27 protein-coding genes are annotated in these 23,419 nt (G+C 72.8%); 11 read left to right on the forward strand and 16 right to left on the reverse strand.

The features are described from left to right. Positions 1-62: 62 nt before the first annotated feature. Positions 63-815 carry an ABC transporter permease gene (locus tag ACZ4UB_RS17385; RefSeq protein WP_468071011.1) on the forward strand — a complete coding sequence of 251 codons (753 nt, stop codon included), beginning with the start codon at positions 63-65 and terminating at the stop codon, positions 813-815. A 40-nt stretch (positions 816-855) separates the two neighbouring features. Then, complete coding sequence (locus ACZ4UB_RS17390; protein ID WP_468071013.1) at positions 856-1,302, forward strand: hypothetical protein; 447 nt, start codon at positions 856-858, stop codon at positions 1,300-1,302. Here ACZ4UB_RS17390 and ACZ4UB_RS17395 read toward each other — a convergent pair. The 11 genes from ACZ4UB_RS17395 to bioB form a co-directional block, all read right to left on the reverse strand. Further along, the gene (locus ACZ4UB_RS17395) at positions 1,299-1,886 is read right to left on the reverse strand and encodes a hypothetical protein (protein WP_468071124.1); all 588 of its coding nucleotides are present in this window, start codon (positions 1,884-1,886) and stop codon (positions 1,299-1,301) included. The genes ACZ4UB_RS17390 and ACZ4UB_RS17395 overlap by 4 nt on opposite strands. Further along, entirely contained in the window at positions 1,883-2,425 is a 543-nt protein-coding gene (mug, locus tag ACZ4UB_RS17400; protein WP_468071126.1) for a G/U mismatch-specific DNA glycosylase, read from the reverse strand. Before mug ends, ACZ4UB_RS17395 begins: the two co-directional genes overlap by 4 nt. Continuing rightward, positions 2,422-3,855 carry an adenylosuccinate lyase gene (gene purB, locus ACZ4UB_RS17405; protein WP_385776973.1) on the reverse strand — a complete coding sequence of 478 codons (1,434 nt, stop codon included), beginning with the start codon at positions 3,853-3,855 and terminating at the stop codon, positions 2,422-2,424. The genes mug and purB overlap by 4 nt, the downstream gene beginning before the upstream one ends. A gap of 71 nt (positions 3,856-3,926) precedes the next feature. Then, on the reverse strand, positions 3,927-4,718 hold the full coding sequence (locus ACZ4UB_RS17410) for an SGNH/GDSL hydrolase family protein (protein ID WP_468071016.1): 792 nt from the start codon (positions 4,716-4,718) through the stop codon (positions 3,927-3,929). An 81-nt stretch (positions 4,719-4,799) separates the two neighbouring features. After that, entirely contained in the window at positions 4,800-5,819 is a 1,020-nt protein-coding gene (locus ACZ4UB_RS17415; protein ID WP_468071018.1) for a hemolysin family protein, read from the reverse strand. Beyond that, entirely contained in the window at positions 5,816-7,204 is a 1,389-nt protein-coding gene (locus tag ACZ4UB_RS17420; protein ID WP_468071020.1) for a hemolysin family protein, read from the reverse strand. Before ACZ4UB_RS17420 ends, ACZ4UB_RS17415 begins: the two co-directional genes overlap by 4 nt. A 152-nt stretch (positions 7,205-7,356) precedes the next feature. Further along, a complete protein-coding gene (locus tag ACZ4UB_RS17425) occupies positions 7,357-7,785 on the reverse strand; it encodes a GNAT family N-acetyltransferase (protein ID WP_468071022.1) in 429 nt (142 codons plus the stop codon). 64 nt (positions 7,786-7,849) lie between these two features. Next, positions 7,850-8,524, reverse strand: a complete 675-nt coding sequence (locus ACZ4UB_RS17430) for a class I SAM-dependent methyltransferase (protein WP_468071024.1) — start codon at positions 8,522-8,524, stop codon at positions 7,850-7,852. Between the two features lie 141 nt (positions 8,525-8,665). After that, positions 8,666-9,397: a dethiobiotin synthase gene (bioD, locus tag ACZ4UB_RS17435; protein ID WP_468071026.1), complete on the reverse strand. Its 732-nt coding sequence runs from the start codon at positions 9,395-9,397 to the stop codon at positions 8,666-8,668. 77 nt (positions 9,398-9,474) lie between these two features. Continuing rightward, positions 9,475-10,797 (reverse strand): adenosylmethionine--8-amino-7-oxononanoate transaminase, encoded by a 1,323-nt coding sequence (locus ACZ4UB_RS17440; protein WP_468071028.1) that lies wholly within the window; start codon positions 10,795-10,797, stop codon positions 9,475-9,477. After that, positions 10,790-12,079: a biotin synthase BioB gene (gene bioB / locus ACZ4UB_RS17445; RefSeq protein ID WP_468071030.1), complete on the reverse strand. Its 1,290-nt coding sequence runs from the start codon at positions 12,077-12,079 to the stop codon at positions 10,790-10,792. The genes ACZ4UB_RS17440 and bioB overlap by 8 nt, the downstream gene beginning before the upstream one ends. A gap of 155 nt (positions 12,080-12,234) precedes the next feature. Here bioB and ACZ4UB_RS17450 point away from each other — a divergent pair, with 155 nt between their 5' ends. After that, positions 12,235-13,404 (forward strand): 8-amino-7-oxononanoate synthase, encoded by a 1,170-nt coding sequence (locus ACZ4UB_RS17450; protein ID WP_468071032.1) that lies wholly within the window; start codon positions 12,235-12,237, stop codon positions 13,402-13,404. Between the two features lie 19 nt (positions 13,405-13,423). On the opposite strand, the gene ACZ4UB_RS17455 is transcribed toward ACZ4UB_RS17450, so the two are convergent. After that, entirely contained in the window at positions 13,424-13,645 is a 222-nt protein-coding gene (locus tag ACZ4UB_RS17455; protein WP_385776993.1) for a DUF397 domain-containing protein, read from the reverse strand. A 12-nt stretch (positions 13,646-13,657) separates the two neighbouring features. After that, positions 13,658-14,533 (reverse strand): helix-turn-helix domain-containing protein, encoded by an 876-nt coding sequence (locus ACZ4UB_RS17460; protein ID WP_354381947.1) that lies wholly within the window; start codon positions 14,531-14,533, stop codon positions 13,658-13,660. A gap of 195 nt (positions 14,534-14,728) precedes the next feature. Between ACZ4UB_RS17460 and ACZ4UB_RS17465 the strand changes: the two genes are divergently transcribed. Then, complete coding sequence (locus ACZ4UB_RS17465; protein WP_354381946.1) at positions 14,729-15,166, forward strand: ATP-binding protein; 438 nt, start codon at positions 14,729-14,731, stop codon at positions 15,164-15,166. Positions 15,167-15,172: 6 nt separating this feature from the next. On the opposite strand, the gene ACZ4UB_RS17470 is transcribed toward ACZ4UB_RS17465, so the two are convergent. After that, a complete protein-coding gene (locus ACZ4UB_RS17470; protein ID WP_468071034.1) occupies positions 15,173-15,562 on the reverse strand; it encodes a VOC family protein in 390 nt (129 codons plus the stop codon). A gap of 357 nt (positions 15,563-15,919) precedes the next feature. On the opposite strand from ACZ4UB_RS17470, the gene ACZ4UB_RS17475 reads away from it, so the two are divergent. From ACZ4UB_RS17475 to ACZ4UB_RS17505, 7 genes are all read left to right on the forward strand, one after another. Continuing rightward, positions 15,920-16,222 carry an urease subunit gamma gene (locus tag ACZ4UB_RS17475; protein ID WP_385777001.1) on the forward strand — a complete coding sequence of 101 codons (303 nt, stop codon included), beginning with the start codon at positions 15,920-15,922 and terminating at the stop codon, positions 16,220-16,222. A gap of 11 nt (positions 16,223-16,233) precedes the next feature. Continuing rightward, positions 16,234-16,545 carry an urease subunit beta gene (locus tag ACZ4UB_RS17480; protein WP_468071036.1) on the forward strand — a complete coding sequence of 104 codons (312 nt, stop codon included), beginning with the start codon at positions 16,234-16,236 and terminating at the stop codon, positions 16,543-16,545. Further along, positions 16,538-18,259: an urease subunit alpha gene (locus ACZ4UB_RS17485; RefSeq protein ID WP_468071038.1), complete on the forward strand. Its 1,722-nt coding sequence runs from the start codon at positions 16,538-16,540 to the stop codon at positions 18,257-18,259. Before ACZ4UB_RS17480 ends, ACZ4UB_RS17485 begins: the two co-directional genes overlap by 8 nt. Before the next feature lie 68 nt (positions 18,260-18,327). Then, positions 18,328-19,002, forward strand: coding sequence for an urease accessory protein UreF (locus ACZ4UB_RS17490; RefSeq protein ID WP_354381942.1), 675 nt, complete (start codon positions 18,328-18,330; stop codon positions 19,000-19,002). A gap of 25 nt (positions 19,003-19,027) precedes the next feature. Beyond that, positions 19,028-19,714 (forward strand): urease accessory protein UreG, encoded by a 687-nt coding sequence (gene ureG / locus ACZ4UB_RS17495; RefSeq protein WP_354381941.1) that lies wholly within the window; start codon positions 19,028-19,030, stop codon positions 19,712-19,714. Continuing rightward, positions 19,711-20,517 (forward strand): urease accessory protein UreD, encoded by an 807-nt coding sequence (locus ACZ4UB_RS17500; protein ID WP_468071041.1) that lies wholly within the window; start codon positions 19,711-19,713, stop codon positions 20,515-20,517. The genes ureG and ACZ4UB_RS17500 overlap by 4 nt, the downstream gene beginning before the upstream one ends. Before the next feature lie 260 nt (positions 20,518-20,777). After that, entirely contained in the window at positions 20,778-22,370 is a 1,593-nt protein-coding gene (locus tag ACZ4UB_RS17505) for an alpha/beta hydrolase (protein WP_468071128.1), read from the forward strand. Between the two features lie 64 nt (positions 22,371-22,434). Here ACZ4UB_RS17505 and ACZ4UB_RS17510 read toward each other — a convergent pair whose 3' ends face one another. Both ACZ4UB_RS17510 and ACZ4UB_RS17515 read right to left on the reverse strand, forming a co-directional pair. Next, entirely contained in the window at positions 22,435-23,145 is a 711-nt protein-coding gene (locus ACZ4UB_RS17510; RefSeq protein ID WP_468071043.1) for a lysophospholipid acyltransferase family protein, read from the reverse strand. Positions 23,146-23,245: 100 nt separating this feature from the next. Further along, positions 23,246-23,404: a hypothetical protein gene (locus ACZ4UB_RS17515; RefSeq protein WP_354381938.1), complete on the reverse strand. Its 159-nt coding sequence runs from the start codon at positions 23,402-23,404 to the stop codon at positions 23,246-23,248. Positions 23,405-23,419 lie beyond the last annotated feature (15 nt).

The raw sequence follows: 23,419 nt of genomic DNA on the forward strand, positions 1-23,419 counted from the left end.
CTGACTTCCCCCACCACCGGACTCGCGCATGCACCCGAAACGACCTGACTGGAGAACTGGCCATGACCGCCCGCGCCTTGCCCACCGTCCCCGTCCTGCACTCGGAATGGATCAAGATACGGTCGCTGCGCGGCACCCTCTGGGCGCTCGTCGCGATACTCGCCGCGACCTCCGGCATCCAAGTACTCATGGCCGCGATGATCGGCCCGTCCGAGGCGGCGAGACCAGGGAGCGATCCGCTCCGGTTGGCCTTCTACGGTGTCGCCTTCGGGCAGATAGCGGCCATCACCTTCGGTGCGAAGGCCGTCGCTTCCGAGTTCCATGACGGGGCGCTGCGGACGAGCTTGGGCGCGGTGCCGCACCGGACCCGGTTATACCTCTCCAAGATCGTGGTCATCGGCGCACTCGCGCTGGTGGCGGGACAGCTCACCGGAATCGTCACCTTCGTGGCGGGTCAGGTCCTCATGGGAGAGCGGGCCTTGGGTGCGGGATCGCCGGGTGCGGTCCGGGCGATCCTCGGAAGCGGGCTCTACCTCGCCCTGATGGCGCTCTTCGCAGCCGGCTCGACCGCGGTACTGCGTAGCGGGACGGCCGTGTTGAGCCTGCTCATACCCTTCGTCCTGCTGGTCTCGTTCGTCATCGGTGACCACGCGGGCGGCCTGGGGCAATACCTTCCGGACCGTGCGGGGCAGCTCGTGCTGAGCACCCACCCGCAAGGAGACCTCGGCCCGTGGGCCGGGTTGGGCGTAGAGGCCTTGTGGGCGGTGGCCGCCTTGGTGGCCGGTGGGGTCGCCCTACGCCGACGGGACGCGTGACGCCGGGCCACTTGTCAGTGGTCGTGGGGATACTGACGACATGACGACGGCAGCGCACCTCGAGGCAATCGACCGGCTCCGGACGCGCGGGTTCCCCGCGGCGCGGAGCAGATCGGTGACCGAGCGGAGCGGCCCGGGTTACCACCTCGTGGAGCTGGGGGAGAGTCGCTGGTACGGCGATGAGGACGCGGCCGACCGGATAGCCGGGGTCGAGCAGATCTCGGCCGAGTACGGAGCGCTCACCCAGAGGTTGGCGGAGCGCTGGGGGGAGGAGCAGGTGTTCCATCTGGGAAGCCTGCTGGAGAGGGCGGTCTCGGGAGGGGGAGAGGGGGAGGTCCCGGAGCCCTGGGGGGAGATGAGCGGTACGACCGACCACGTGCACGTGTGGCGGGTCGAGGGGCGCTGGGTGGTCGTGTACGTCGCCGAGTGGGGAGCCGATCACTCACCACAGTTGATGGCCGCCGTCACGGTGATCGATCCTCCCTAGCGATCCGGTTCCCAAGGGGACGGCTGGTGCGAGGGGGCGGCGAGCCAGTCGGCGAGGGCGGCGTAGTCCGCGTCGGCCAGGCCGCGGCGGGGGTCGACCCGGTGGAGCAGGGCGGGGCCCGAGTGGTGCGCGGACACCCAGGTTCGGTCCGCGTCCGTGATCTCGTCGTCCACCCAGATGAACGGCCCACCCGCTGCCCGGGACAGCAGCCCGCGGGTCTTCCAGTGGAGGCCGAAGCGCGCGTCCCGCTCCTCCCGCTCCTCCCGCTCGGTCGGTCCGTCCGAGGCGGACGGCTCCGGCCAGCGCATTACTTCCAGGGGTGGTAGGCCGAGCAGGGGTGCGAGGTGGGTGTTGGCGTCGGTCATCCAGGTCGTGGCCCAGACCAGGGTGCACGGGAGCGCCGACAGCCGGGGGCCGTGGCGCGGGTCGAGCCGGTGCAGGAGCGGGTGGGTGGCGACGTCGCCCGAGGCTGCGGGCCACGCCGGGTGGGGCGGGTACGCGTGCGACGGTCCGCCGAACGGGATGAGCGGCCCGTCCACGTCGAGGAAGAGCAGCGCAGGGCCCGAGGTGTCGGGCGCGGTCAGTGGTCCACCTCGGCGGCCAGGCGGAGGCGGGCGTACTCCTCGGCCATGGTGTCGGCGGTCCAGTGGGCGTTGAGACCGCTCGGGTTGGGCAGGGCCCAGATCCGGGTGGCGCCGATGGTGCGCTCCTGGGGGCCGATCTGGGCCTTTCGCTCCCCGAAGGCCGTGCGGTAGGCGGTGACGCCGACCACGGCCAGCCACTGGGGGCGCAGGAGTTCCACCTTGGCCGTCAGCAGGCGGCCGCCCTCGCGGAACTCCTCCGCATCGAGCTCGTCGGCGCGGGCGGTGGCCCGGGCCACGACGTTGGTGATGCCCAACCGGTAGGTCAGCAACTCCTCCTGCTCCGCGGGGGCCAGGCGGCGCGGGGTGAAGCCCGACAGGTGCAGGACGGGCCAGAAGCGGTTTCCGGGACGGGCGAAGTGGTGGCCCGTCGCGGCGGACAGCAGACCCGGGTTGATCCCGCAGAACAGCACGCGCAAACCGCCCGCGACCACATCCGGGAGGATGCGGTCGCGGGCGGCGGCCAGCTCTTCGGGCGTCAGAGGATCGACCCCGGGGTGTAGCCCGCGGCCTCCGGGTGCTGCTTGGTGATCTCCTCGATGCGGGAGACCACCACGGCGACCTGGTCGCCCGCCGCGCCGGTGAAGGACAGCTTGTCGGCCATCAGGGCGTCGAGCTGCGCGCGGTCCAGCGGCATCCGCTCGTCCGCGGCCAGCTTGTCGAGCAGCTCGTTGCGCTCGGCGCCCTGCTCGCGCATCGCCAGGGCGGAGGCCACCGCGTGCTCCTTGATGACCTCGTGGGCGGCCTCGCGGCCGACGCCGGCGCGGACCGCGCCCATCAGGACCTTGGTGGTGGCCAGGAAGGGGAGGTAGCGGTCCAGCTCGCGGGCGACGACCGCGGGGAAGGCGCCGAATTCGTCCAGGACGGTCAGGAAGGTCTCCAGCAGACCGTCGAAGGCGAAGAAGGCGTCCGGCAGCGCGATCCGGCGGACCACGGAGCAGGAGACGTCGCCCTCGTTCCAGGTGTCGCCCGCGAGCTCGCCGGTCATCGAAGCGTAGCCGCGCAGGATGACCATCAGGCCGTTCACGCGCTCGCAGGAGCGGGTGTTCATCTTGTGCGGCATCGCGGAGGAGCCGACCTGGCCGGGCTTGAAGCCCTCGGTGACCAGCTCGTGCCCGGCCATCAGACGGATGGTCTTGGCGATCGAGGACGGGGCGGCGGCGAGCTGCACCAGCGCGGTGACCACGTCGTAGTCGAGCGAGCGGGGGTAGACCTGGCCCACCGAGGTGAAGGCGTGCGCGAAGCCGAGGTGGCCCGCGATGCGCTGCTCCAGGTCGGCGAGCTTCGCGGTGTCGCCGCCGAGGAGGTCGAGCATGTCCTGGGAGGTGCCGACCGGGCCCTTGATCCCGCGCAGCGGGTAGCGCTCCAGCAGGTCCTCAAGGCGGCCGTAGGCGACGAGCAGCTCGTCGGCGGCGGTCGCGAAGCGCTTGCCCAGGGTCGTGGCCTGCGCCGCGACGTTGTGCGAGCGCCCGGCCATGACCAGCTCGGCGTGCTCGGCGGACAGCTTGCCCAGGCGGGCCAGCACCGCGACCGTGCGGTCCCGGGCCAGTTCCAGGGAGAGCCGGATCTGGAGCTGCTCGACGTTCTCGGTGAGGTCGCGGGAGGTCATGCCCTTGTGCACGTGCTCGTGACCGGCGAGGGCGTTGAACTCCTCGATCCGGGCCTTCACGTCGTGCCGGGTGACCTTCTCGCGCTCGGCGATGGAGGCCAGGTCGACCTGCTCCAGGACGCGCTCGTAGTCGGCGAGGGCCGCGTCGGGCACCTCGATACCGAGGTCCTTCTGGGCGCGCAGCACGGCGAGCCACAGCCGCCGCTCCAGCGTCACCTTGTACTCGGGGGACCACAGGACGGCGAGCTCCGCGGAGGCGTAGCGGCCGGCCAGGACATTGGGGATGCGGGGCTTGGCAGTCACGTGTAGGGATTCTACTTGCGCTTCGGCTGTGCGTTTACGCAGGTGGGTGCCCCGCCTCTGGTTGTGGCTTGCTACGAGAGCCGCTCGCCCGTTCCGGTGGCGTACGGCAGCAGTTCCGGCCGCTTCGCCGGGCGGCCGTCCCCGGAGGAGCGGCCCGTCAGGCGGCGGCCGATCCACGGGAGCAGGTGTTCGCGGGCGAAGCGTGCGTCGTCGATGCGCCGGACGGCCCAGCCCGGCGGCCGGGTAGCGGACAGCGGGGCGCGCCAGTCCTCCTCCGCGGGCAGCCCCAGGGCCTGCCACACGGCCTCGGCGACCCGCCGGTGTCCCTCGTCGGTGAGGTGCAGCCGGTCGGCGTGCCACAGACGCTGATCGGCCAGCACGGGGGCGCCGTACAGGTCGACGACCAGTGCACCGTGCCGCGCCGCCAGTTCGTCGATGAGGGCGAAGAGCTCTTCCATGCGCGGACGGAAACGTTCCATCACGGGCCCCTGGCGGCCGGGCGAGCGCATCAGCACCAGCTGCCCGCACGCGGGTGCCAGCGTCTCCACGGCGGCCTCCAGGTGGCCGCGTACCCGTCCCATGTCGACCTTGGGGCGCAGGGTGTCGTTCAGGCCGCCGACCAGGGTGACCAGGTCGGCGCCCATGGAGGCGGCGAGGGGTGCCTGCTCGGTGGCGATCTGGCCGATCAGCTTCCCGCGCACCGCCAGGTTCGCGTAGCGGAAGCCGGGCTCGCGGGCCGCGAGACGGGCGGCGAGCAGATCCGCCCAGCCCCGGTAGGACCCGTCCGGCAGCGCGTCGGACATGCCCTCGGTGAAGGAGTCGCCGACCGCGACCAGACTCGTGTAAGACGCATTCATCTCCATGGCGGGAGCGATGCTACCGCGCGGTTCCCCGGTCCCGCGAGCGCGGGCGAGCGCGCGAGGGGGCCGGGGAACCGCGCGTCGCTATGCGGCGGTCTGGTTGCCGAACAGTTCGCGCAGCACGTCCTCCATCGTGACCAGACCGGTCATGGACCCGTCCGTCGCGAGGACCGCCGCCAGGTGGGTACGGCTGCGCCGCATGGCGGTCAGCACGTCGTCCAGCGGGGTCTCGGCCCGGACCTGGGCGATCGGCCGCAGGGCGGAGACCGGGAAGGCCTCGTCGCGCGCGAGCACGTCGAGGGCGTCCTTGACGTGCAGGTAGCCGAGGATCTTCTGCTGGCCGTCGAGCACCGGGAACCGCGAGTACCGGGACGCGGCGGAAAGGCGCTCCAAGCCCTCGGGCGTGATGCCCTCGCCGGCGGAGACCACCCGGTCCACGGGCAGCGCCACGTCGATGACGGGCCTGCGGCCCAGTTCCAGGGCGTCGTGCAGGCGCTCGCTCGCCCGGCCGTCGATCAGACCGGCCGCGCTGGAGTCCTTGACGATGCGCGCCAGCTCGTCGTCCGAGAAGGTCGCCGCGACCTCGTCCTTCACCTCGACCCGCAGCATCCGCAGCAGCGCGTTGGCGAAGGCGTTGATCGCGAAGATCACCGGCTTCAGCCCCCGCGTCAGCGCCACCAGCGGCGGTCCGAGCAGCAGGGCGGTACGGACCGGCTCGGCCAGCGCCACGTTCTTCGGCAGCATTTCGCCGAAGAGCATGTGCAGGTACGTCGCCAGCGCCAGGGCCACCACGAAGGAGATCGCGTGGGTCACCCCGGCCGGTACGCCGACCAGGTCGAGGAGCGGGGTCAGCAGGTGGGCGATGGCGGGCTCGGCGACCACGCCGAGCACCAGGGTGCACAGGGTGATGCCCAGCTGGGCCGCCGCCATCAGGGCCGACACGTGCTCCAGGCCCCACAGCACGGCCCGGGCCCGCCGGTCGCCCTGCTCGGCGTACGGCTCGATCTGGCTGCGCCGGACCGAGATCAGCGCGAACTCCGCGCCGACGAAGAAGGCGTTGACGACCAGGGTCGCCAGGCCGATCAGCAACTGGATCGCGGTCATCGGCCCTCCTCCGGGTACCTGTCGTCGCTCTTCTTGCCCTGCCTGCGGCGCGCGCCGTCCCGCGGTGCCTCGGCGGGCGCCGCGACGGGGGCGTGCAGCAGCACGCGGGCGGCCCGCCGCCCGCTGTCGTCCACCACGTCCAGCTGCCAGCCGCCCAGCTCCAGGCTGTCGCCGACCACCGGTATGCGGCCCAGCTCCGTGGCCATCAGCCCGGCCAGGGTCTCGTACGGGCCGTCCGGCACCCGCAGCCCGATCCGCTCCAGCTGGTCGGTGCGGGCCGCGCCGTCCGCGGAGAAGAGCCCGCGGCCGGAGGCGTCCGTACCGGCCGGGGCCAGGTCCGCGGTCTCGTGCGGGTCGTGCTCGTCGCGGACCTCGCCCACGACCTCCTCGACGATGTCCTCCAGCGTGGCCACGCCGGCCGTGCCGCCGTACTCGTCGATGACCACGGCCATCGTCTGCCGGCCGGACAGCCGGTCCAGCAGCCGGTCCACGGTCAGCGACTCGGGGACGAGCAACGGCTCGCGCAGCAGCTGGGAGACCGGGTGGCGGCGGCGGTCCGCGGCGGGCAGGGCCAGGACGTCCTTGATGTGGACGGTGCCGACGACGCTGTCGAGGCTGCCGCGGTAGACGGGGAAGCGGGACAGGCCGGTGGCCATGGTCGCGTTCGCCACGTCCTCCGCGGTCGCCTGCACGTCCAGGGCGGTGACCTGGACGCGCGGGGTCATCACGTTCTCCGCGGTCAGGTCGGCCAGGTTCAGGGTGCGCACGAAGAGTTCGGCGGTGTCCTTCTCCAGCGCGCCCGCCTTCGCGGAGTGCCGCGCCAGGGCCACCAGCTCCTGCGGGCTGCGCGCCGAGGCCAGCTCCTCGGCCGGCTCCAGGCCGAAGCGGCGGACCATGCGGTTGGCCGTGCTGTTCAAGTGGCCGATGAGCGGCTTGAAGGCCCGGCTGAACATCCGCTGCATGGTCGCCACCCGCTTGGCCACGGCCAGCGGGGAGGAGATCGCCCAGTTCTTGGGGACCAGCTCGCCGACGACCATCAGGACGACGGTCGACACGGCGGTGCCCAGGATCAGGGCGGTGGAGGATGCGGCTCCGGCGGGCAGCCCCATGGCCTCGAACGGGCCCGTGAGCAGGGCGGAGATCGAGGGCTTGGAGATCATGCCGATGACCAGGCCGGTCACGGTGATGCCGAGCTGGGCGCCGGAGAGCTGGAACGTCAGGCTGCGGACGGCGGCCAGGGCGCTGTCGGCCCCGCGCTCGCCCCGCTCGGCGGCCTGTTCGAGCTCGCTGCGCTCGATGGTCGTCAGCGAGAACTCGGCCGCGACGAAGACCCCGCACGCGAGGCAGAGCAGCAGCGCGACGACGAGCAGAAGCACTTCGGTCATCGGTTCACCTCCGTCCCATGATCAGACAGGAGGAGGGGTGTCGCGCGATGTCGGGTACTGGGAGGCTCGCCCATGGGCGGACGCTCACACCTTTCGATTCGAGGAGAACGTTCCCCATAGGGTAAAGGATCGGCAAAGCGGTCGCATCCGCGTTACGCGGGGCCGAACGGCTTGACCCAGCGGCGCCAGTGGTCCTCCCGCGCGTAGCCCGCCGCGGCCCAGGCCCGCCGGGCCCGCTCGTTCGCCTCCAGCACCATGGCGTCCCCGCGGCGTCCGCCCACCGCCAGGAACCGCCGCTCGGCCGCGTCCAGCAGCGCCGTCCCGATGCCCTGCCGGCGGTGGGAGGGGAGCACCGCCAGCCGGTAGAGCGAGCAGCGCCAGCCGTCGTAGCCGGCGATGACGGAGCCCACCAGGATCCCGTCGGACTCGGCCAGGATCAGGGCCTGCGGGTCCCGCCGGACGAGGCGGGTCACCCCGTCCACGTCGTCCGTGATGGAGGTGCCCTCCGCCGCCACCTTCCAGAAGGCGAGCACGTCCTCGGCGTCGGCCGGGGCGGCGGCCCGTATGCGCAGATCGATCATGGCGGTGAGCCAAACACGCGCCCTCGCCCGCGCGCAATGGTCGACCGTACGAAACCGGCGCCGGTCAGTCGTCGCCGCGCCGGGCCGATCCGATCACGCAGTACGAGGTAGGCAGCGCGGGCCCGCGCTCCGGTACGCGCACCCCGCGCTGCTGGACGATCCGGAACCCGGCGGCCTCGATCGCGGCCAAGGTGTCCCGCGCGGTGTGGCAGCCGCCGAACAACCGGGGCCACACCGTGCGGTCCAGCGCGCGCTGGACCCCCGCCATGGTCGGTCCCGGCGCCAGCCCGTGCTCGAAGAAGCGCAGCTCACCACCCGGCCGGATGACGCGGTGCAGCTCGGCGAGGGAGCGCGGCAGGTCCCGCACGGTGCACAGCACCAGGGAGGCCACGGCCGCGTCGAAGGCCTCGCTCTTGACCGGGAGGGCCTCGGCGGCGCCGGGTACGACGTCCACCGGGACCTCGGCCCGCCGCGCGGCGGAGGTGGCGAGGCGGCGCAGGGTCCGCTCCGGTTCGACCGCGACGACTTCGCAGACGGCGCGCGGGTAGTGGGCGAAGTTCAGCCCGTTGCCCGCGCCGATCTCGATGATCCGGCCGGAGAGGCCGTGCAGCAGTTCCCCGCGCAGCGCGGCGAGCCCGCCGTGGGCGTCGGCCTGGACGCTCATCCGGGCGTAGAAGCGGGCGAAGACGGGGTGGTGGACGGCGTCCCGGGGCAGGGCCGGTCGGGGGCGCGGTGACATGACGGACCTCCCGGAGCGGGCGGACGTACCCATGTCTTCAGTCTCCCCGCGCCACGGGGCGTCACCCCTCCCGGCGCGGGGGTTCACCGAGAAGCGTGCCCCGAGGGGCCGGGCGGGCCGGATCCCGGGCCGCCCGGGGCTTCAGGACCAGGCCCGCAGGAAGGCGGTCGCGGACCACGCGCCGCCCAGGTCGGGGGCCAGCCAGCCGGCCGCGGCCGCGCGGAAGGCCTCGGGCGCCAGGGCCCCCGATCCGTGCGGCACCGCCCCGAGCAGCGGCATCTCGGACACCACCGGGAGGTCGGCCAGATTGCAGCGCGACGCCAGGTCGGGGGCGAGGGGCCAGCTGCCGACCACGATGCCCAGGCCCGTCAGCCCGCGGGCCCGCAGCGCCTCGCCCGTCAGCGCCGCCGAATTCAGGGTGCCGAGCCCGGCGGGCGCCACGATCAGCACCGGAGCCCGGAGCAGTCGGGCCGCGTCGGCGAGGGTGTGCCCGGCCTCGTCGAAGCGCACGAGCAGCCCGCCCGCGCCCTCGACGAGGACCAGGTCGTGCTCCGCGGCCAGTGCGGCCGCGGCCTCCGCGACCGCGGCGGGCCCGACGGTGGCCAGCCCGGAGCGCCGGGCCGCGGTGTCCGGAGCCAAGGGCTCCGGGTAGCGGGCCAGCTCCAGCGTGCTCACGCCGGCCCCCGCGAGCCGCCGCACCTCGGCCGCGTCACCGTCCTCGCCGGGGGCGACCCCGGTCTGCGCGGGCTTGAGCACCGCCACCGAACGCCCGGCGGCCAGGGCCGCGGCGGCGATCGCCGAGGTGACGACGGTCTTGCCGATCTCGGTGCCGGTACCGGACACCACCACCACGCCCGTCGGAAGGGAACTCACCGGGACCGCACCTTCCGCACCACCAGCACTACTCACGCCACCAACACCACCAACACCACCGGTACCCATCGAACCGTTCAGCCTTCCCGCGCCGCCGCGCACACCGCACGGCCGATCCGCGCGACATCGCCGTCACCCGTCACGAACGGCGGCATGGTGTAGATCAAGTCCCGGAACGGCCGCAGCCACACACCCTCCCGGACCGCCGCCCGGGTCGCCGCGGCCATGTCGACGGGGTGGTCCAGCTGCACCACCCCGATCGCCCCGAGCACCCGTACGTCCTTCACCCCGGGCAGGTCGGCCGCCGGAGCCAGGCCCTCCAGCAGCCCGGCCTCGATCCGCTTGACCTCCCGCGCCCAGTCCTGGGACAGCAGCAGGTCGAGCGAGGCGAGCGCCACCGCGCAGGCCAGCGGATTGCCCATGAAGGTCGGCCCGTGCGCCAGCACCGGCACCTCGCCCCGGGAGATCCCGTCCGCCACCCGCGCCGTGCAGAGCGTCGCCGAGAGCGTCACGTACCCGCCGGTCAGCGCCTTGCCGAGGCACATCACGTCCGGGGTGATCCCCGCGTGGTCGGCGGCGAAGAGGGCGCCGCTGCGCCCGAATCCGGTCGCGATCTCGTCCAGGATCAGGAGCACGTCGTACTCGTCGCACAGCTCGCGCAGCACCCGCAGGTAGCCCGGGGAGTGGAAGCGCATGCCGCCGGCGCCCTGCACCACCGGCTCCACGATCACCGCGGCCAGTTCGTCCGCGTGCGCGGAGACCAGCGAGCGCAGGTGGTCGACGTAGGTCGGGTCGACGGGGGCGTCGAAGCCGCCGGGCGGCTCCTGCGCGAAGAGCTGGCGCGGGAGCATGCCCTGCCACAGCTCGTGCATGCCGCCCTCGGGGTCGCACACGGCCATCGGCTGCCAGGTGTCCCCGTGGTAGCCGCCGCGCCAGGTGAGCAGGCGGTGCTTGCCCGGACGGCCCACCGAGGTCCAGTACTGGAGGCACATCTTGACCGCGACCTCGACCGAGACCGAGCCGGAGTCGGCGAGGAAGACGTGCTCCAGGCCGGCCGGGGAGATCTCGACCAGCTTCGCGGCGAGCCGGACGGCGGGCTCGTGGGTGAGCCCGCCGAACATCACGTGCGACATCCGGCCCAGCTGGTCGCGCACGGCGTCGTTGAGCACCGGGTGGTTGTAGCCGTGGATGGCCGACCACCAGGAGGACATGCCGTCGACCAGCTCGTCCCGGCCCTCGCTCGGCCGGCCGAGCCGCAGTCGCACGCCCGAGGCGGAGGAGACGACCAGCGGCTCCTGCCGCCCGGGCATGGGTCCGTACGGGTGCCAGACGTGCTGCCGGTCCAGCGCGAGGAGCGCGTCGGCCGGCAGCGGGTCGTGCGGGTGGTACCGGTCAGGCATTGGGCGCGAGTTCCGTTCCCGCGCCGCGGCGGCGCACGGCCACCAGGTCCGAGCGCACCTCGCCGGCCTCGGCCTGGCCCGAGGGGGCCGGGGCCGGTACGGACGCCGCGGCCGGGGCCGCCTCCGCCTCGTGGCCGGAGCAGCCGCCGCACGCCGAACCGCAGCCCGCCGCCGCACCCGCGTCGGCGGAGGACGCCGAGGACGCCGCCGAACCGCACACGGACGCACCCGCGGCCGCGCCGCCGCCGTGCGAGCCGCAGCCGCCGGCCAGCGCGTCGGAGCGGTGCGCGGGGAGGGTCGACGTACCGGCGCCCTCGACCTCGAAACCGGCGTCCGCGATCATGTCGAGGTCGGCCTGGCCGGCCTGGCCCTCACTGGTCAGGTAGTCGCCGAGGAAGATCGAGTTGACCAGGTGCAGCGCGAGCGGCTGCATCGAGCGCAGGTGCACCTCGCGCCCGCCGGCGAGGCGGACCTCGACGTCGGGGCAGACGAAGCGGACCATCGCGAGGATGCGCAGCGCGCGCTGCGGGGTGAGGTTCCACTCCTTGGCGAGCGGGGTGCCCTCGAACGGGATCAGGAAGTTGACCGGGACCGAATCCGGGTCCAGCTCGCGCAGCGAGTAGACGACGTCGACGAGGTCCTCGTCGCTCTCGCCCATGCCCGCGATCAGGCCGGAGCAGGCGGACAGGCCCGCCGCGTGCGCCTTCTGCACGGTGTCCACGCGGTCCGCGTAGGTGTGGGTCTTGGTGATCGCCCCGTACGTCGCCTCGGACGTGTTGAGGTTGTGGTTGTAGGCGTCGGCTCCCGCGTCGCGCAGCCGCTCCGCCTGGCCGTCCGACAGCAGACCCAGGCAGGCGCAGACCTCGACGCCCTCGTTCTGCTCCTTGATCGCGGCGATGGTCTTGCCGACCCGCTCCACGTCCCGGTCCGTCGGCCCGCGGCCGCTCGCCACCAGGCAGACCCGCTTCGCGCCGCCCGCGACCCCGGCCGCGGCGGCCTGAGAGGCCTCGTCCGGCTTCAGCCAGGTGTACTTCAGGATCTCGGCCTTCGAACCCAGGCGCTGGGAACAGTAGGAGCAGTCCTCGGGGCACAGGCCCGACTTCAGGTTGACCAGGTAGTTCAGCTTGACCCGACGCCCGAACCACTGGCGGCGCACCTTGCCGGCAGCGGCCACCACGTCGAGCAGTTCGTCGTCAGAGGTCGCCAGTACGGCGAGCGCCTCTTCGCGGGTCGGCAGCTCGCGCCGCAGCCCCTTGTCCACCAGGGTGTTCAGCAGGTCCATGACGCCGATCCTGGACCACACGACCACTCCCGGCCAAGGAGAGATCGCACAACATGGCCGGATCAGAGTGTGTGTATCGCCACACCTGGCGCTGGAGTCACGGCGGCTAGGGTCGGGCAGGTCTGTGGACTGCCGACAAAAACGAGGACCCGCCGATGCCCCAGGACACCCCCGACCCCGCCGATGTCTTCGCCTGGACCGACGAAGCGGAGCGGGCCCGGGAGCGCGCCGGACTGGTGCGCACGCTGCGCCCCCGCCCGGCCTCCTCGCCGCTCCTCGACCTGGCCAGCAACGACTACCTCGGCCTGACCCGGCACCCCGAGACCGTCGCGGGCGCGCGGGCGGCGGCCGAGCGCTGGGGCGCCGGGGCCACCGGGTCGCGACTGGTCACCGGGACCACCGAACTGCACGCCGAGCTGGAGCGGGAGCTGGCCGCCTTCTGCGGCTTCGAGGCCGCCCTCGTGCTGTCCTCCGGGTACGCCGCCAACCTCGCCGCCGTCACCGCGCTCAGCGACCGGGAGACCCTGATCGTCTCCGACGCCGGGAACCACGCTTCGATCGTCGACGGCTGCCGCCTCTCGCGGGCCCGCACCGAGGTCGTTCCGCACGCGGATCCGGACACCGCGCGCAAGGCGCTGGCCGGGCACACGGGCCGGGCGCTGCTGGTCAGCGACTCGGTCTTCTCCGTGGACGGGGACGCGGCGCCGCTCGCCGCCTACGCGGCCGTGTGCCGGGAGTCGGGCGCGGCCCTGGTCGTGGACGACGCGCACGGGCTCGGCGTGCTGGGCGAGGGCGGCCGCGGCGCGCTGCACGCCGCCGGGCTCGCGGGCGCTCCCGACGTGGTGGCGACGCTGACCCTCTCGAAGTCCCTGGGCAGCCAGGGCGGAGCGGTGCTCGGACCGGCCCGGGTGATCCGGCACCTGATCAACACCGCCCGGACCTTCATCTTCGACACCGGGCTGGCCCCGGCCGCCGCGGGCGCCGCCCTCGCGAGCCTGCGCCTGCTCCAGCGCGAACCGGAGCGCGCGGCGCGGGCCCGGGAGGTGGCCGACCGGCTGTACGGGCGACTCACCGCGTCCGGCCTGACCGCGGCCCGGCCGGACGCGGCCGTGGTGTCGGTACGGGCCCCGTCGGCCGCGGCGGCACTGCGCTGGGCCGCCGATTGCCGCGAGGCAGGTCTGTCCGTGGGGTGCTTCCGGCCGCCGTCCGTGCCGGACGGGATCTCCCGGCTGCGGCTGACCGCCCGGGGGGATCTCACGGGGGAGGAGATCACCCGGGCCGTGGACACGATCCTCGCGACCGCGCCGGCCGGAGCCACGGACTAGGTACGGCCACCGCCCCGGCCTACCGGGCGAGGTCCGCCCGTACCAGGGTCAGGAAACCGTCCCAGGCCGGCCCGGTGAAGAGCACGGCCGGGCCGTCCGCCCGCTTGGAGTCGCGGACGGCCAGCAGGCCGCCGCTGAGGACGGCGGTCTCCACACAGTTGTTCATTCCGGTGCTGCGGCTGCTGCGCCGCCACCGCGCGCTGATCAGAAGTCCGCGGGTGGATAAGGGGGTTGCGGACACGGGGGTGCCTCCTTACGCGTCGTCAGCGAGTGCGCTGATCAGATCCGACGAGTCCTGGGGCGGGAGGGCGTGCGCCTGAATGGTGCGGAACGCGGCGCTGTACGCCTCGAGGTCTTCCTTCCGCTCCAGATAGAGGCTACTCGTCAAATGGTCGAGTACCACCACATCCAGATCGGCGATGTTCGGAAATGAGAAAATTACGAACGGTCCGGTCAGGCCGAGATGTCCCCCCACGCTGAACGGCAGTACCTGGAGCCGTACTTGGGGCAGCCGGGCCACGTCCACCAGGGACCGCAGCTGCTCCGCCATCACCCCCGGACCGCCGATCTGGCGCCGCAGCACCGCCTCGTCGAGCACCGCGCTCAGCTCCAGCGGCGGATCCGTGCGCAGCACCGACTGCCGGGCGAGCCGTACGTCGACCAGCGCGTCCACCTTCGGCTCCGGCAGCCCGCCGAGCGCTGCGCGGGTGACGGCGCGCGCGTACGCGGGGGTCTGCAACAGGCCGGGGACCACCGACAGCTCGACCGTGCGCGCGGACCGGGCGCCCGCCTCCAGACTGATGAAGTCCCGGTACTCCTGCGGCAGCAGGCCGCGGTAGTCGTGCCACCACTGGGGGCCCCGACCGGTCTCGGCCCCGGGGCCGGCGGCGGAGGCGGAGAGCGCCTCCAACAGGGCGCGCTGCTGGGCCCCCACGCCGCCGTAGGCATCGAGGAGGAGCCGCACGTCCTCGGGCTTGACCCCGCTGCGGCCGGTCTCGATGCGGCTGATCTTCGATTGGTGCCACCCCACGATCCGGGCCGCCTCACCACTGGTGAGTCCGGACCGGTCACGGAGCGCACGCAGTTCCTCGCCGAGCTTGCGCCGACGTACCGAGGGACCGTGTTGCACACCCGCCTCCTTCCACCGGCACAGCTCGCACCAGTCTGCCGTCCAAATACGGTCTTCCGTAGCAGAGTTCACCGCAACGAGGGACAGATATATGCAGATCTTGGGTGAACGGCAGCCGGGCCGGGACAATGAGTGGCACTCTGGCGCTCAGCACAGATCCGGGGCGTTGCGCTCCGGTGGGAAAGGGACCGCGCCATGGCAGATCACCAGGAAGCATCCGTCACCCTGCCGAGCGATCCCGCCTCGGTCTCCACCGCCCGGCGCTACGTGGCGGACGTGCTCAGCGGATGGGGACTGCCCGATGACGCGGACACCGCGGACACCGTCCGACTGATCGTCTCGGAACTGGCCACCAACGCGGTGCAGCACACCTTCGGTCAGTCGCCCACCTTCACCGTCGACGTCCGGCTGGAGCGCGAGGAGGTGCTCCGGGTGGGCGTGACCGACAGTCACCCGCGGTGGCCCAAGCGGCTCCCGGCCGCGGTCCAGCAGGACAACGGCCGGGGCATGGTCATCATCCGCTGGCTGACCGCGGAATCGGGCGGGCGGCTCTCGGTCAGCCCCACCGAGGACGGCGGCAAGACGGTCTGGATCGCCCTGCCCTGGACCGTCCCGGCCGCGCGCCGCGGCTGAGCGCCGTCAGCCCTGTCCGCGCTCGGGTGCGCTGCGCTCTATGCAGAGTTCGTTGCCCTCGGGATCGGCCAGGACCACCCAGCCGGTGCCGTCCGGGCGCCGCTGGTCGTCCAGGACGCGCGCGCCGAGGCCCACCAGGCGTTCGACCGTCTCGTCGCGGGTTCCGGTCGGCGGTGAAATGTCCAGGTGCACGCGGTTCTTGACGCTCTTGGCGTCCGGCACCCGGATGAACAGCAGTCCCGGCACCCCGGGCTGGTCGGTGGTCAGCAGGATCTCCGCGTCGCCCTCGACGTCGTCCTCCTGCATGGTGTAGCCGGTCACCGACGCCCAGAACTCGGCCACCTTGTGGGGGTCGGCGGCGTCGAAGGTGATGTGGCGGACCGGGTTGTAGTACACGCGTCTCCCTCGTCTGGGGCGGGTCGCCCGAGCCCAACCTACCGCCGTATACGGCGCGGAGCCCGGATGGGGCGCGGTCGTTGAACGCGGTCCACGGCGGAAACGTGGGTTAACACGACGGAAAAGCCCGCGCCCTAACGTGACGTCGGCCTGACACCGGACAGGGGGTCAGGTCTGGGCTCCAACGTCTGCATCCAGCCAAGACATGGCAAAGCCGCGGTGTGTGACCCGAAAAGTCTTTCCCCTCGTCGGGCAAGAACTGCTTGGGCCGCATATGGGCAGGTCAACAAAGTGTTGACGGTGGATAAGGTCTCGCACGGCGCGCAGTCGAAGACGTCGAGAAACCGGGTGACTAGGGTGCAACTCACACCGCACGAACAGGAAAGACTCCTGATCCACGTGGCAGCCGATGTGGCTGAGAAGCGAAGAGCGCGCGGGGTGCTCCTCAACCACCCCGAGGTGATCGCGCTGATCACCACCCACATCCTCGAAGGGGCCCGCGACGGCCGCACGGTGGCCGAACTGATGGCCTCGGGGCGGACCGTGCTGACCAGGGCGGAGGTCATGGAGGGCGTTCCCGAGATGATCCACGACGTCCAGGTCGAGGCGACCTTCCCCGACGGGACCAAGCTCGTCACCGTCCACGACCCCATCGTCTGAGAGGTCCCCCCATGATCCCCGGCGAAATCCGCTTCGGGGACGGTCCGGTGCGCCTCAACGAGGGCCGCTTCGTCACCCGTCTCACCGTGCTCAACGCCGCCGACCGGCCCGTCCAGGTCGGCTCCCACTACCACTTCGCCGAGGTCAACCCCGGCCTCGACTTCGACCGGCCGGCCGCCCACGGGCTCCGGCTCAACATCGCCGCCGGTACGGCCGTCCGCTTCGAGCCGGGCATCCCGGTCGCGGTGGAACTCGTACCGCTCGCCGGGCTGCGCGTGGTGCCGGGCCTGCGCGGGGAGACCGGGGGGCCGCTCGATGGCTGAGCTGACCCGGCAGCAGTACGCCGACCTCTTCGGGCCGACCACCGGTGACCGGATCCGGCTGGCCGACACCGACCTCTTCGTCGAGATCGAGGAGGACCTCAGCGGCGGCCCCGGACGCTCCGGCGACGAGGCGGTCTTCGGCGGCGGCAAGGTGATCCGCGAATCGATGGGCCAGGCCCGCACCACGCGCGCCGAGGGCGCGCCCGACACCGTGATCACCGGCGCGATCGTGCTGGACCACTGGGGCGTCGTGAAGGCCGACATCGGTATCCGCGACGGCCGGATATGCGGCATCGGCAAGGCGGGCAACCCCGACACCATGGACGGGGTGCACCCGGCCCTGGTCATCGGCCCCGAGACCGAGGTCATCGCGGGCAACGGGAAGATCGTCACCGCGGGCGGCATCGACGCCCACGTCCACTTCATCTCGCCGACGATCATCGACGAGGCCCTCGCGTCCGGGATCACCACCCTCGTCGGCGGCGGCACCGGCCCCGCCGAGGGCTCCAAGGCGACCACCGTGACCCCCGGACCCTGGCACCTCGCCCGGATGTTCGCGGCGCTGGAGGACTCCCCGGTCAACATCGGGCTGCTGGGCAAGGGCACCACGATGTCCCGCGACGCCATGTACTCCCAACTGCGCGGCGGCGCTCTCGGGTTCAAGATCCACGAGGACTGGGGCGCCACCCCCGCCGTCATCGACGCCTGCCTGGGCGTCTGCGAGGAGACGGGCGCGCAGGTCGCCCTCCACACCGACACCCTCAACGAGGCCGGGTTCGTCGCCGACACCCTCGCGGCCATCGGTGGGCGGACCATCCACTCGTACCACACCGAGGGGGCGGGCGGCGGGCACGCGCCCGACATCATCACCGTGGTCTCCGAGTCGAACATCCTGCCCAGCTCGACCAACCCGACCCGGCCGCACACCGTCAACACCGTCGAGGAACACCTCGACATGCTGATGGTCTGCCACCACCTCAACCCCGCGGTCCCCGAGGACCTCGCCTTCGCCGAGTCCCGGATCCGCCCCTCCACCATCGCCGCCGAGGACGTCCTGCACGACCTCGGAGCCATCTCGATCATCTCCTCCGACGCCCAGGCGATGGGCCGGATCGGCGAGGTCGTCATGCGGACCTGGCAGACCGCGCACGTGATGAAGAAGCGGCGCGGCTTCCTGCCGGGTGACGGGCCCGCCGACAACCACCGGGCCCGGCGCTACGTCGCCAAGTACACGATCAATCCGGCCGTCGCCCAGGGCCTCGCCCGCGAGATCGGCTCCGTGGAGCCCGGCAAGCTCGCCGACCTGGTCATCTGGCGGCCCGCCTTCTTCGGGGTCAAGCCCGAAGTGGTGCTCAAGGGTGGGCAGATCGCCTACGCGCAGATGGGCGACGCCAACGGCTCCATCCCCACCCCGCAGCCCGTGCTGCCCCGGCCGATGTTCGGCGCCACCGGTCGCTCCGCCGGCCACAACTCGCTCAACTTCACCTCCCAGCCCGCGCTCGACGACGGCCTGCCCGAACGCCTGGGCCTGGCGAAGCGGTTCGTGGCGATCGAGAGCACCCGCAAGGTCACCAAGGAGGACATGCGCAACAACGACGCGCGCCCCCGCGTCGAGGTGGACGCGGACACCTTCACCGTGACCATCGACGGCGACGTCGTGGAGCCCGCCCCGGCCGCGGAACTCCCCATGGCGCAGCGCTACTTCCTCTTCTGATGACTACTGATGACTTCTGATGGCTGCGGATGGCTTGTGATGGAGACCTTCGTGAGCGGGCCGGTCCGATGAGCCGGGCCGCCCTGCTCGTCCTCGCGGACGGACGCTTCCCCGCCGGGGGCCACGCGCACTCCGGCGGGGCCGAGGCCGCCGTCAAGGCGGGCCGGATCCACGACGACCGCACCCTGGAGGCCTTCTGTCGGGGCCGGTTGCACACCGCCGGCCTGGTCGCGGCGGCCCTGGCCGCCGCGGCCGCCCTCGGCATGGATCCGGCCGTACTGGACGCCGCCGCCGACGCCCGGACGCCGTCGCCCGCACTGCGGGCCGCCGCGCGCCGGCTCGGTCGACAGCTGCTGCGCGCCGCCCGGGCCACCTGGCCCTCCGCGGAACTCGAAGCGGTGGCCGCGGCCTTCCCGCGCGGGGCGCACCAGCCCGTGGTGCTCGGCGTCACCGCGCGGGCCGCCGGGCTCGGGCCGCTCGATGCCGCGCACGTGGCGGCGTACGAGGCCGTCGGGGGTCCGGCCACCGCGACCGTGCGGCTCCTCGGGCTGGACCCCTTCGAGGCGAGCGGGGTGCTGGCCCGGCTGGCCCCGGCGATGGACGAGGTCGCCGACCGGGCGGCGGACGCCGCGCGCCTCGCGCTCTCGGCCGGGGCGGGGGCGCTGCCCGCCGCCTCCTCGCCCCTGCTGGACATCGCGGCCGAGGCGCACGCGGCCTGGCCCGTACGCCTCTTCGCCTCCTGAAAACCACCCCCCCAAGGAGTCCTCCATGCACCTCGACCACGCTGGAACCTTCCCGCACCGGCACAGCCACAGCGCCGCTCCGCTGCGCGCCGACGGCTCGCGCCGGGCGCTGCGCATCGGACTCGGCGGTCCCGTCGGCTCCGGCAAGACCGCCACGGTCGCGGCGCTCTGCCGGGAGCTGCGCGCGGAGTTCTCGATGGCCGTCGTGACCAACGACATCTACACCCGCGAGGACGCCGAGTTCCTGCTCCGCGAGGCGGTGCTGCCGCCCGAGCGGATCGCCGCCGTCGAGACCGGCGCCTGCCCGCACACCGCGATCCGCGACGACATCTCCGCCAACCTGGAGGCGGTGGAGGAGCTGGAGGACGCGATCGGTCCGCTCGACCTGGTGCTCGTCGAGTCCGGCGGCGACAACCTCACCGCCACCTTCTCGCGCGGGCTGGTCGACGCGCAGATCTTCGTGATCGACGTGGCCGGCGGCGACGACATCCCGCGCAAGGGCGGCCCCGGCGTGACCACCGCCGACCTGCTCATCGTCAACAAGACCGACCTGGCCCCCTACGTCGGATCGGACCTGGACCGGATGGCGCGCGACGCCGCCGACCAGCGCGGTGAACTGCCGGTCGCCTTCCAGTCGCTGCGCGGACCGCGGGGCGTGGGCCCGGTCGCCGACTGGGTGCGCGGCAACGTCGCCGCCTGGGTGGCCCGGTGACCACGGCCGCGGCCCCCACCACGGCCACCGCCGCGCCCGTACCGGCCTCGGGGCTACGGGCCACCGCCCGCATCCGCGCCGAGACCGACGGCCGCGGTGGCACCGCCCTGCCGCTGCTCCACGGGGAGGGCCCCTTCGCGCTGCGCCGGACCCGGGGGAGCGGACCCGGGGAGGCGCGGGTCACCCTCGTCGGTGCGATGAGCGCACCGCTCGGCGGCGACCACCTCACCGTCGAGGCGAGCGCGGGCCCCGGTGCCCGGCTCGCCCTCGGGTCGGCCGCGGCCACCCTGGCCCTGCCCGGCCGCGGCGGGGCGCCCGCGCTGTACGAGACCTCGCTGACGCTGGAGGAGGGCGCGGCCGTGCGCTGGCTGCCCGAGCAGCTGGTCTCGGTCGCGGGCAGTGACCTGTGGGTGCGCACCCGGGTCGAACTGGCCGCCACCTCCCGGCTGGTGCTGCGCGAGGAACAGGTGCTCGGGCGCGCCGGCGAGGCTCCGGGCCTGCTGCGCAGCCGGCTCACCGTCCACCGCCGCGGGCTGCCCCTGCTGGACCAGGAGCTCGCCTGCGGCCCCGGAGCCCCGGGTGGCTGGGACGGCCCGGCCGGGCTCGCCGGCCACCGGGCCCTCGGCCAACTCCTGATCGTCGACCCGGCCTTCGAGGCGGACCCGCCCGCCGCCGCGATGCTCGGCGGGCTGGCCGCCGTCACCCCCCTGGCCGGGCCCGCGGTGCTGGTCACGGCCCTGGCGGCGGACGCGCTGGCGCTGCGCGAGGTGTTGGACGGGGCGATGCGCACCTACGCCCCGTGAGCGCGGACCGCGTGGGGCGAAGCCGGGACGAACCGGGACCCCGCTCAGCGGTACACCTCAATCCGGATATCGGGTTGGCAAAGAACCCGACCGCGCTCTGTTGTCGCGTATAGGTCAGGCGCGAAGATCCCCCTGCACGTCGTCCGAAGTCGGCCGCCCACGGCGGCACCTGACGCAGGGGGAACAACCACGTGATACGCAACGCAGCGCTGGGGAGCGCTGCCGCTCTGATCGCCGGTACGCTCACGGCCGGTCTCGTCATGGCCACACCCGCCGCCGCCTCCGACAGCCGGTCCTACGGGGTCCCGGAATCGGTCGGCGTCGAGATCGCCGCCGCCCGCGCGGCGCACGCCGGGATCGACTGGAAGGCCTGTCCGGCCGACTGGGGCTTCGAAGCCCCCATCCAGTGCGGCTATGTGAAGGTCCCGCTCGACTACGCCAAGCCGTTCGGCAAGACCATCGACCTCGCGGTCGACCGGATCGGCAGCACGGGCACCCCGCAGGAGCGCCAGGGCGCCCTGATCTACAACCCCGGTGGTCCCGGCGGCTCCGGCATGCGCTTCCCGCGCCGTGTCACGACCAAGAGCCCGCTGTGGGTCAACACCTCCAAGGCGTACGACTTCGTGGGCTTCGACCCCCGCGGCGTCGGCCACTCCGCGCCGATCTCCTGCATCGACCCGCAGGAGTTCGTCAAGGCCCCCAAGGCCGACCCGGTCCCCGACTCGGTCGCCGACAAGAACGCGCAGCGCAAGCTGGCCGCCGAGTACGCGGACGGCTGCAAGGCCCGCAGCGGCGAGATGCTGCCGCAGATGACCACGCCGAACACCGCGCGCGACCTCGACGTCATCCGCGCCGCCCTCGGCGAGAAGAAGCTGAACTACCTCGGCGTCTCCTACGGCACCTACCTGGGCGGGGTCTACGCGACCCTCTTCCCGACCCACGTGCGCCGCATGATCGTCGACTCCGTGGTCAACCCGGACCAGGACAACATCTGGTACGAGGCCAACCTCGGCCAGGACGTGGCCTTCCAGGGCCGCTGGAACGACTGGCAGGACTGGGTCGCCAAGAACGACGCGTCCTTCCACCTCGGTGACACCCGCGCCAAGGTCCAGGCCCAGTACGAGGCGCTGCGCGCCAAGGCCAAGGCCAACCCGATCGGCGGGGTCGTCGGTCCCGCGGAGCTGATCGGCTTCTTCCAGAGCGCCCCGTACTACGACTCCTCGTGGGTGCCGGTCGCGAAGACCTTCGCGGCCTACGTCGCCGGTGACACGCAGGCGCTCGTCGACGCGATCGCCCCGGACATGTCCGACATCAAGGGCAACGCGACGGCGGAGAACGGCAACGCCGTCTACACCGCCGTCGAGTGCGCGGACGCCAAGTGGCCCACCAGCTGGACCGAGTGGGACCGTGACAACAGCAAGCTGCACGAGAAGTACCCCTTCCTGACCTGGTCCAACGCGTGGATGAACCTCCCGTGCGCGACCTGGAAGGCCAAGCAGTCCACCCCGATCGAGGTCGGTGCCAAGCGCGGGCTGCCGCCGGTGCTGATCGTCCAGTCCGAGCGGGACGCGGCCACGCCGTACGAGGGCGCGGTCTCGCTGCACCGCCGCCTCGCCGGCTCGCGCCTGATCACCGAGCAGAACGCGGGCTCGCACGGTGTCACCAGCCTGGTGAACCCCTGCATCAACACCCGGGTGGACACCTACCTGCTCACCGGCAAGGTCGACGCGCAGGACGTGAAGTGCGCTCCGCACGCCACTCCCGTCGCCCCGGCCCCGGCCGCCGCGAAGTCGCTCGCCAAGAGCGCGGCGTCCGACCTGCCGGCCCGTGAGGAGCTCCCGGCCGTCCGTTAAGGACGAGCGGTACGTCCGGTCCGCCCCCGGGCGGACCGGACGGGGAACGGTCCGTGGAGAAGGCTCAGCGCCCCGTGCGCCGGGCCTTCTTCCGCGTCTCCTCCGCCTCGGCCTTGACCTCGGCGGCGTACCGGTCGACGTACTCCTGACCGGACAGGCCGAGGACGGCGTACATGATCTCGTCGGTGACGGCGCGCAGCACGACGCGCTCGTTCTCCATCCCCGCGTACCGGCTGAACTCCAGCGGCGCGCCGAAGCGGATCGTCACCCGCCGGATCTTGGGGAGCTTCTGTCCCGGCGGCTGGATCTCGAAGGTGCCGACCATCGCGCAGGGGACGACGGGCACCCCCGCGCCGAGCGCCATCGCGGCCACGCCCACCTTCCCCTTGTAGAGCCGCCCGTCGTGCGAACGGGTGCCCTCCGGGTAGATGCCCAGCAGCTCGCCCTTGGCCAGCACCCCCAGCCCCTCGCGCAGGGCCGCCCGGCCCGCGTCCTTGCCGGTGCGGTCGACCGGGATCTGGCCCGCGCTGCGGAAGAAGGCGGCGGTGAGCCGCCCCTTGAGGCCGGGCCCGGTGAAGTACTCGGCCTTCGCGAGGAAGGTGATCCGGCGCCCCAGGACGGCGGGCATCAGGAAGTGGTCCGAGAAGGACAGGTGGTTGCCCGCCACGATGGCGGCGCCCTCGGACGGAATGTGCTCCATGCCCTCGATCCGCGGCCGGAACAACAGGCGCAGCAGCGGTCCGAGGAGCACGTGCTTGAGCAGGTGGTAGAACATCCGGCCGCTCCCGTCGACGTCCTGCGGTGCCCGCCATCCTACGGACAGTCAGCTGCCGGACGGCAGAGGTGGGCGCGCGGCAGCCCGCGGACGGGGCGGATCAGGGGTTGCGGGAGACGGCCATCGCGGCCGTGAGCAGTCCCAGCAGGACCCAGCCGAACCACAGCCACCCATTACTGCCGAGCGCCACCGAGTACCCCGCCACCGCCACCAGCGCGGCACAGGTCATGACGGCCATCGCCTTCACAGATCCGGTCATGCCCCATGGTGGCGC

It is taken from the genome of Streptomyces sp. NPDC028419 (genome assembly GCF_055565515.1).

What these genes read in the sequence shown, in the direction of transcription:
- ACZ4UB_RS17390 (WP_468071013.1), top strand. Translation starts at nt 856, where the DNA reads ATGACGACGGCAGCGCACCTCGAGGCAATCGACCGGCTCCGGACGCGC.
- ureG (WP_354381941.1), top strand. Translation starts at nt 19,028, where the DNA reads ATGCACCTCGACCACGCTGGAACCTTCCCGCACCGGCACAGCCACAGC.
- ACZ4UB_RS17410 (WP_468071016.1), bottom strand. Translation starts at nt 4,718, where the DNA reads ATGGAGATGAATGCGTCTTACACGAGTCTGGTCGCGGTCGGCGACTCC.
- ACZ4UB_RS17420 (WP_468071020.1), bottom strand. Translation starts at nt 7,204, where the DNA reads ATGACCGAAGTGCTTCTGCTCGTCGTCGCGCTGCTGCTCTGCCTCGCG.
- ACZ4UB_RS17425 (WP_468071022.1), bottom strand. Translation starts at nt 7,785, where the DNA reads ATGATCGATCTGCGCATACGGGCCGCCGCCCCGGCCGACGCCGAGGAC.
- ACZ4UB_RS17440 (WP_468071028.1), bottom strand. Translation starts at nt 10,797, where the DNA reads ATGCCTGACCGGTACCACCCGCACGACCCGCTGCCGGCCGACGCGCTC.
- ACZ4UB_RS17465 (WP_354381946.1), top strand. Translation starts at nt 14,729, where the DNA reads ATGGCAGATCACCAGGAAGCATCCGTCACCCTGCCGAGCGATCCCGCC.
- ACZ4UB_RS17490 (WP_354381942.1), top strand. Translation starts at nt 18,328, where the DNA reads ATGAGCCGGGCCGCCCTGCTCGTCCTCGCGGACGGACGCTTCCCCGCC.
- ACZ4UB_RS17450 (WP_468071032.1), top strand. Translation starts at nt 12,235, where the DNA reads ATGCCCCAGGACACCCCCGACCCCGCCGATGTCTTCGCCTGGACCGAC.
- ACZ4UB_RS17415 (WP_468071018.1), bottom strand. Translation starts at nt 5,819, where the DNA reads ATGACCGCGATCCAGTTGCTGATCGGCCTGGCGACCCTGGTCGTCAAC.
- ACZ4UB_RS17510 (WP_468071043.1), bottom strand. Translation starts at nt 23,145, where the DNA reads ATGTTCTACCACCTGCTCAAGCACGTGCTCCTCGGACCGCTGCTGCGC.
- ACZ4UB_RS17430 (WP_468071024.1), bottom strand. Translation starts at nt 8,524, where the DNA reads ATGTCACCGCGCCCCCGACCGGCCCTGCCCCGGGACGCCGTCCACCAC.
- ACZ4UB_RS17505 (WP_468071128.1), top strand. Translation starts at nt 20,778, where the DNA reads ATGGCCACACCCGCCGCCGCCTCCGACAGCCGGTCCTACGGGGTCCCG.
- ACZ4UB_RS17385 (WP_468071011.1), top strand. Translation starts at nt 63, where the DNA reads ATGACCGCCCGCGCCTTGCCCACCGTCCCCGTCCTGCACTCGGAATGG.
- ACZ4UB_RS17485 (WP_468071038.1), top strand. Translation starts at nt 16,538, where the DNA reads ATGGCTGAGCTGACCCGGCAGCAGTACGCCGACCTCTTCGGGCCGACC.
- ACZ4UB_RS17515 (WP_354381938.1), bottom strand. Translation starts at nt 23,404, where the DNA reads ATGACCGGATCTGTGAAGGCGATGGCCGTCATGACCTGTGCCGCGCTG.
- ACZ4UB_RS17480 (WP_468071036.1), top strand. Translation starts at nt 16,234, where the DNA reads ATGATCCCCGGCGAAATCCGCTTCGGGGACGGTCCGGTGCGCCTCAAC.
- bioB (WP_468071030.1), bottom strand. Translation starts at nt 12,079, where the DNA reads ATGGACCTGCTGAACACCCTGGTGGACAAGGGGCTGCGGCGCGAGCTG.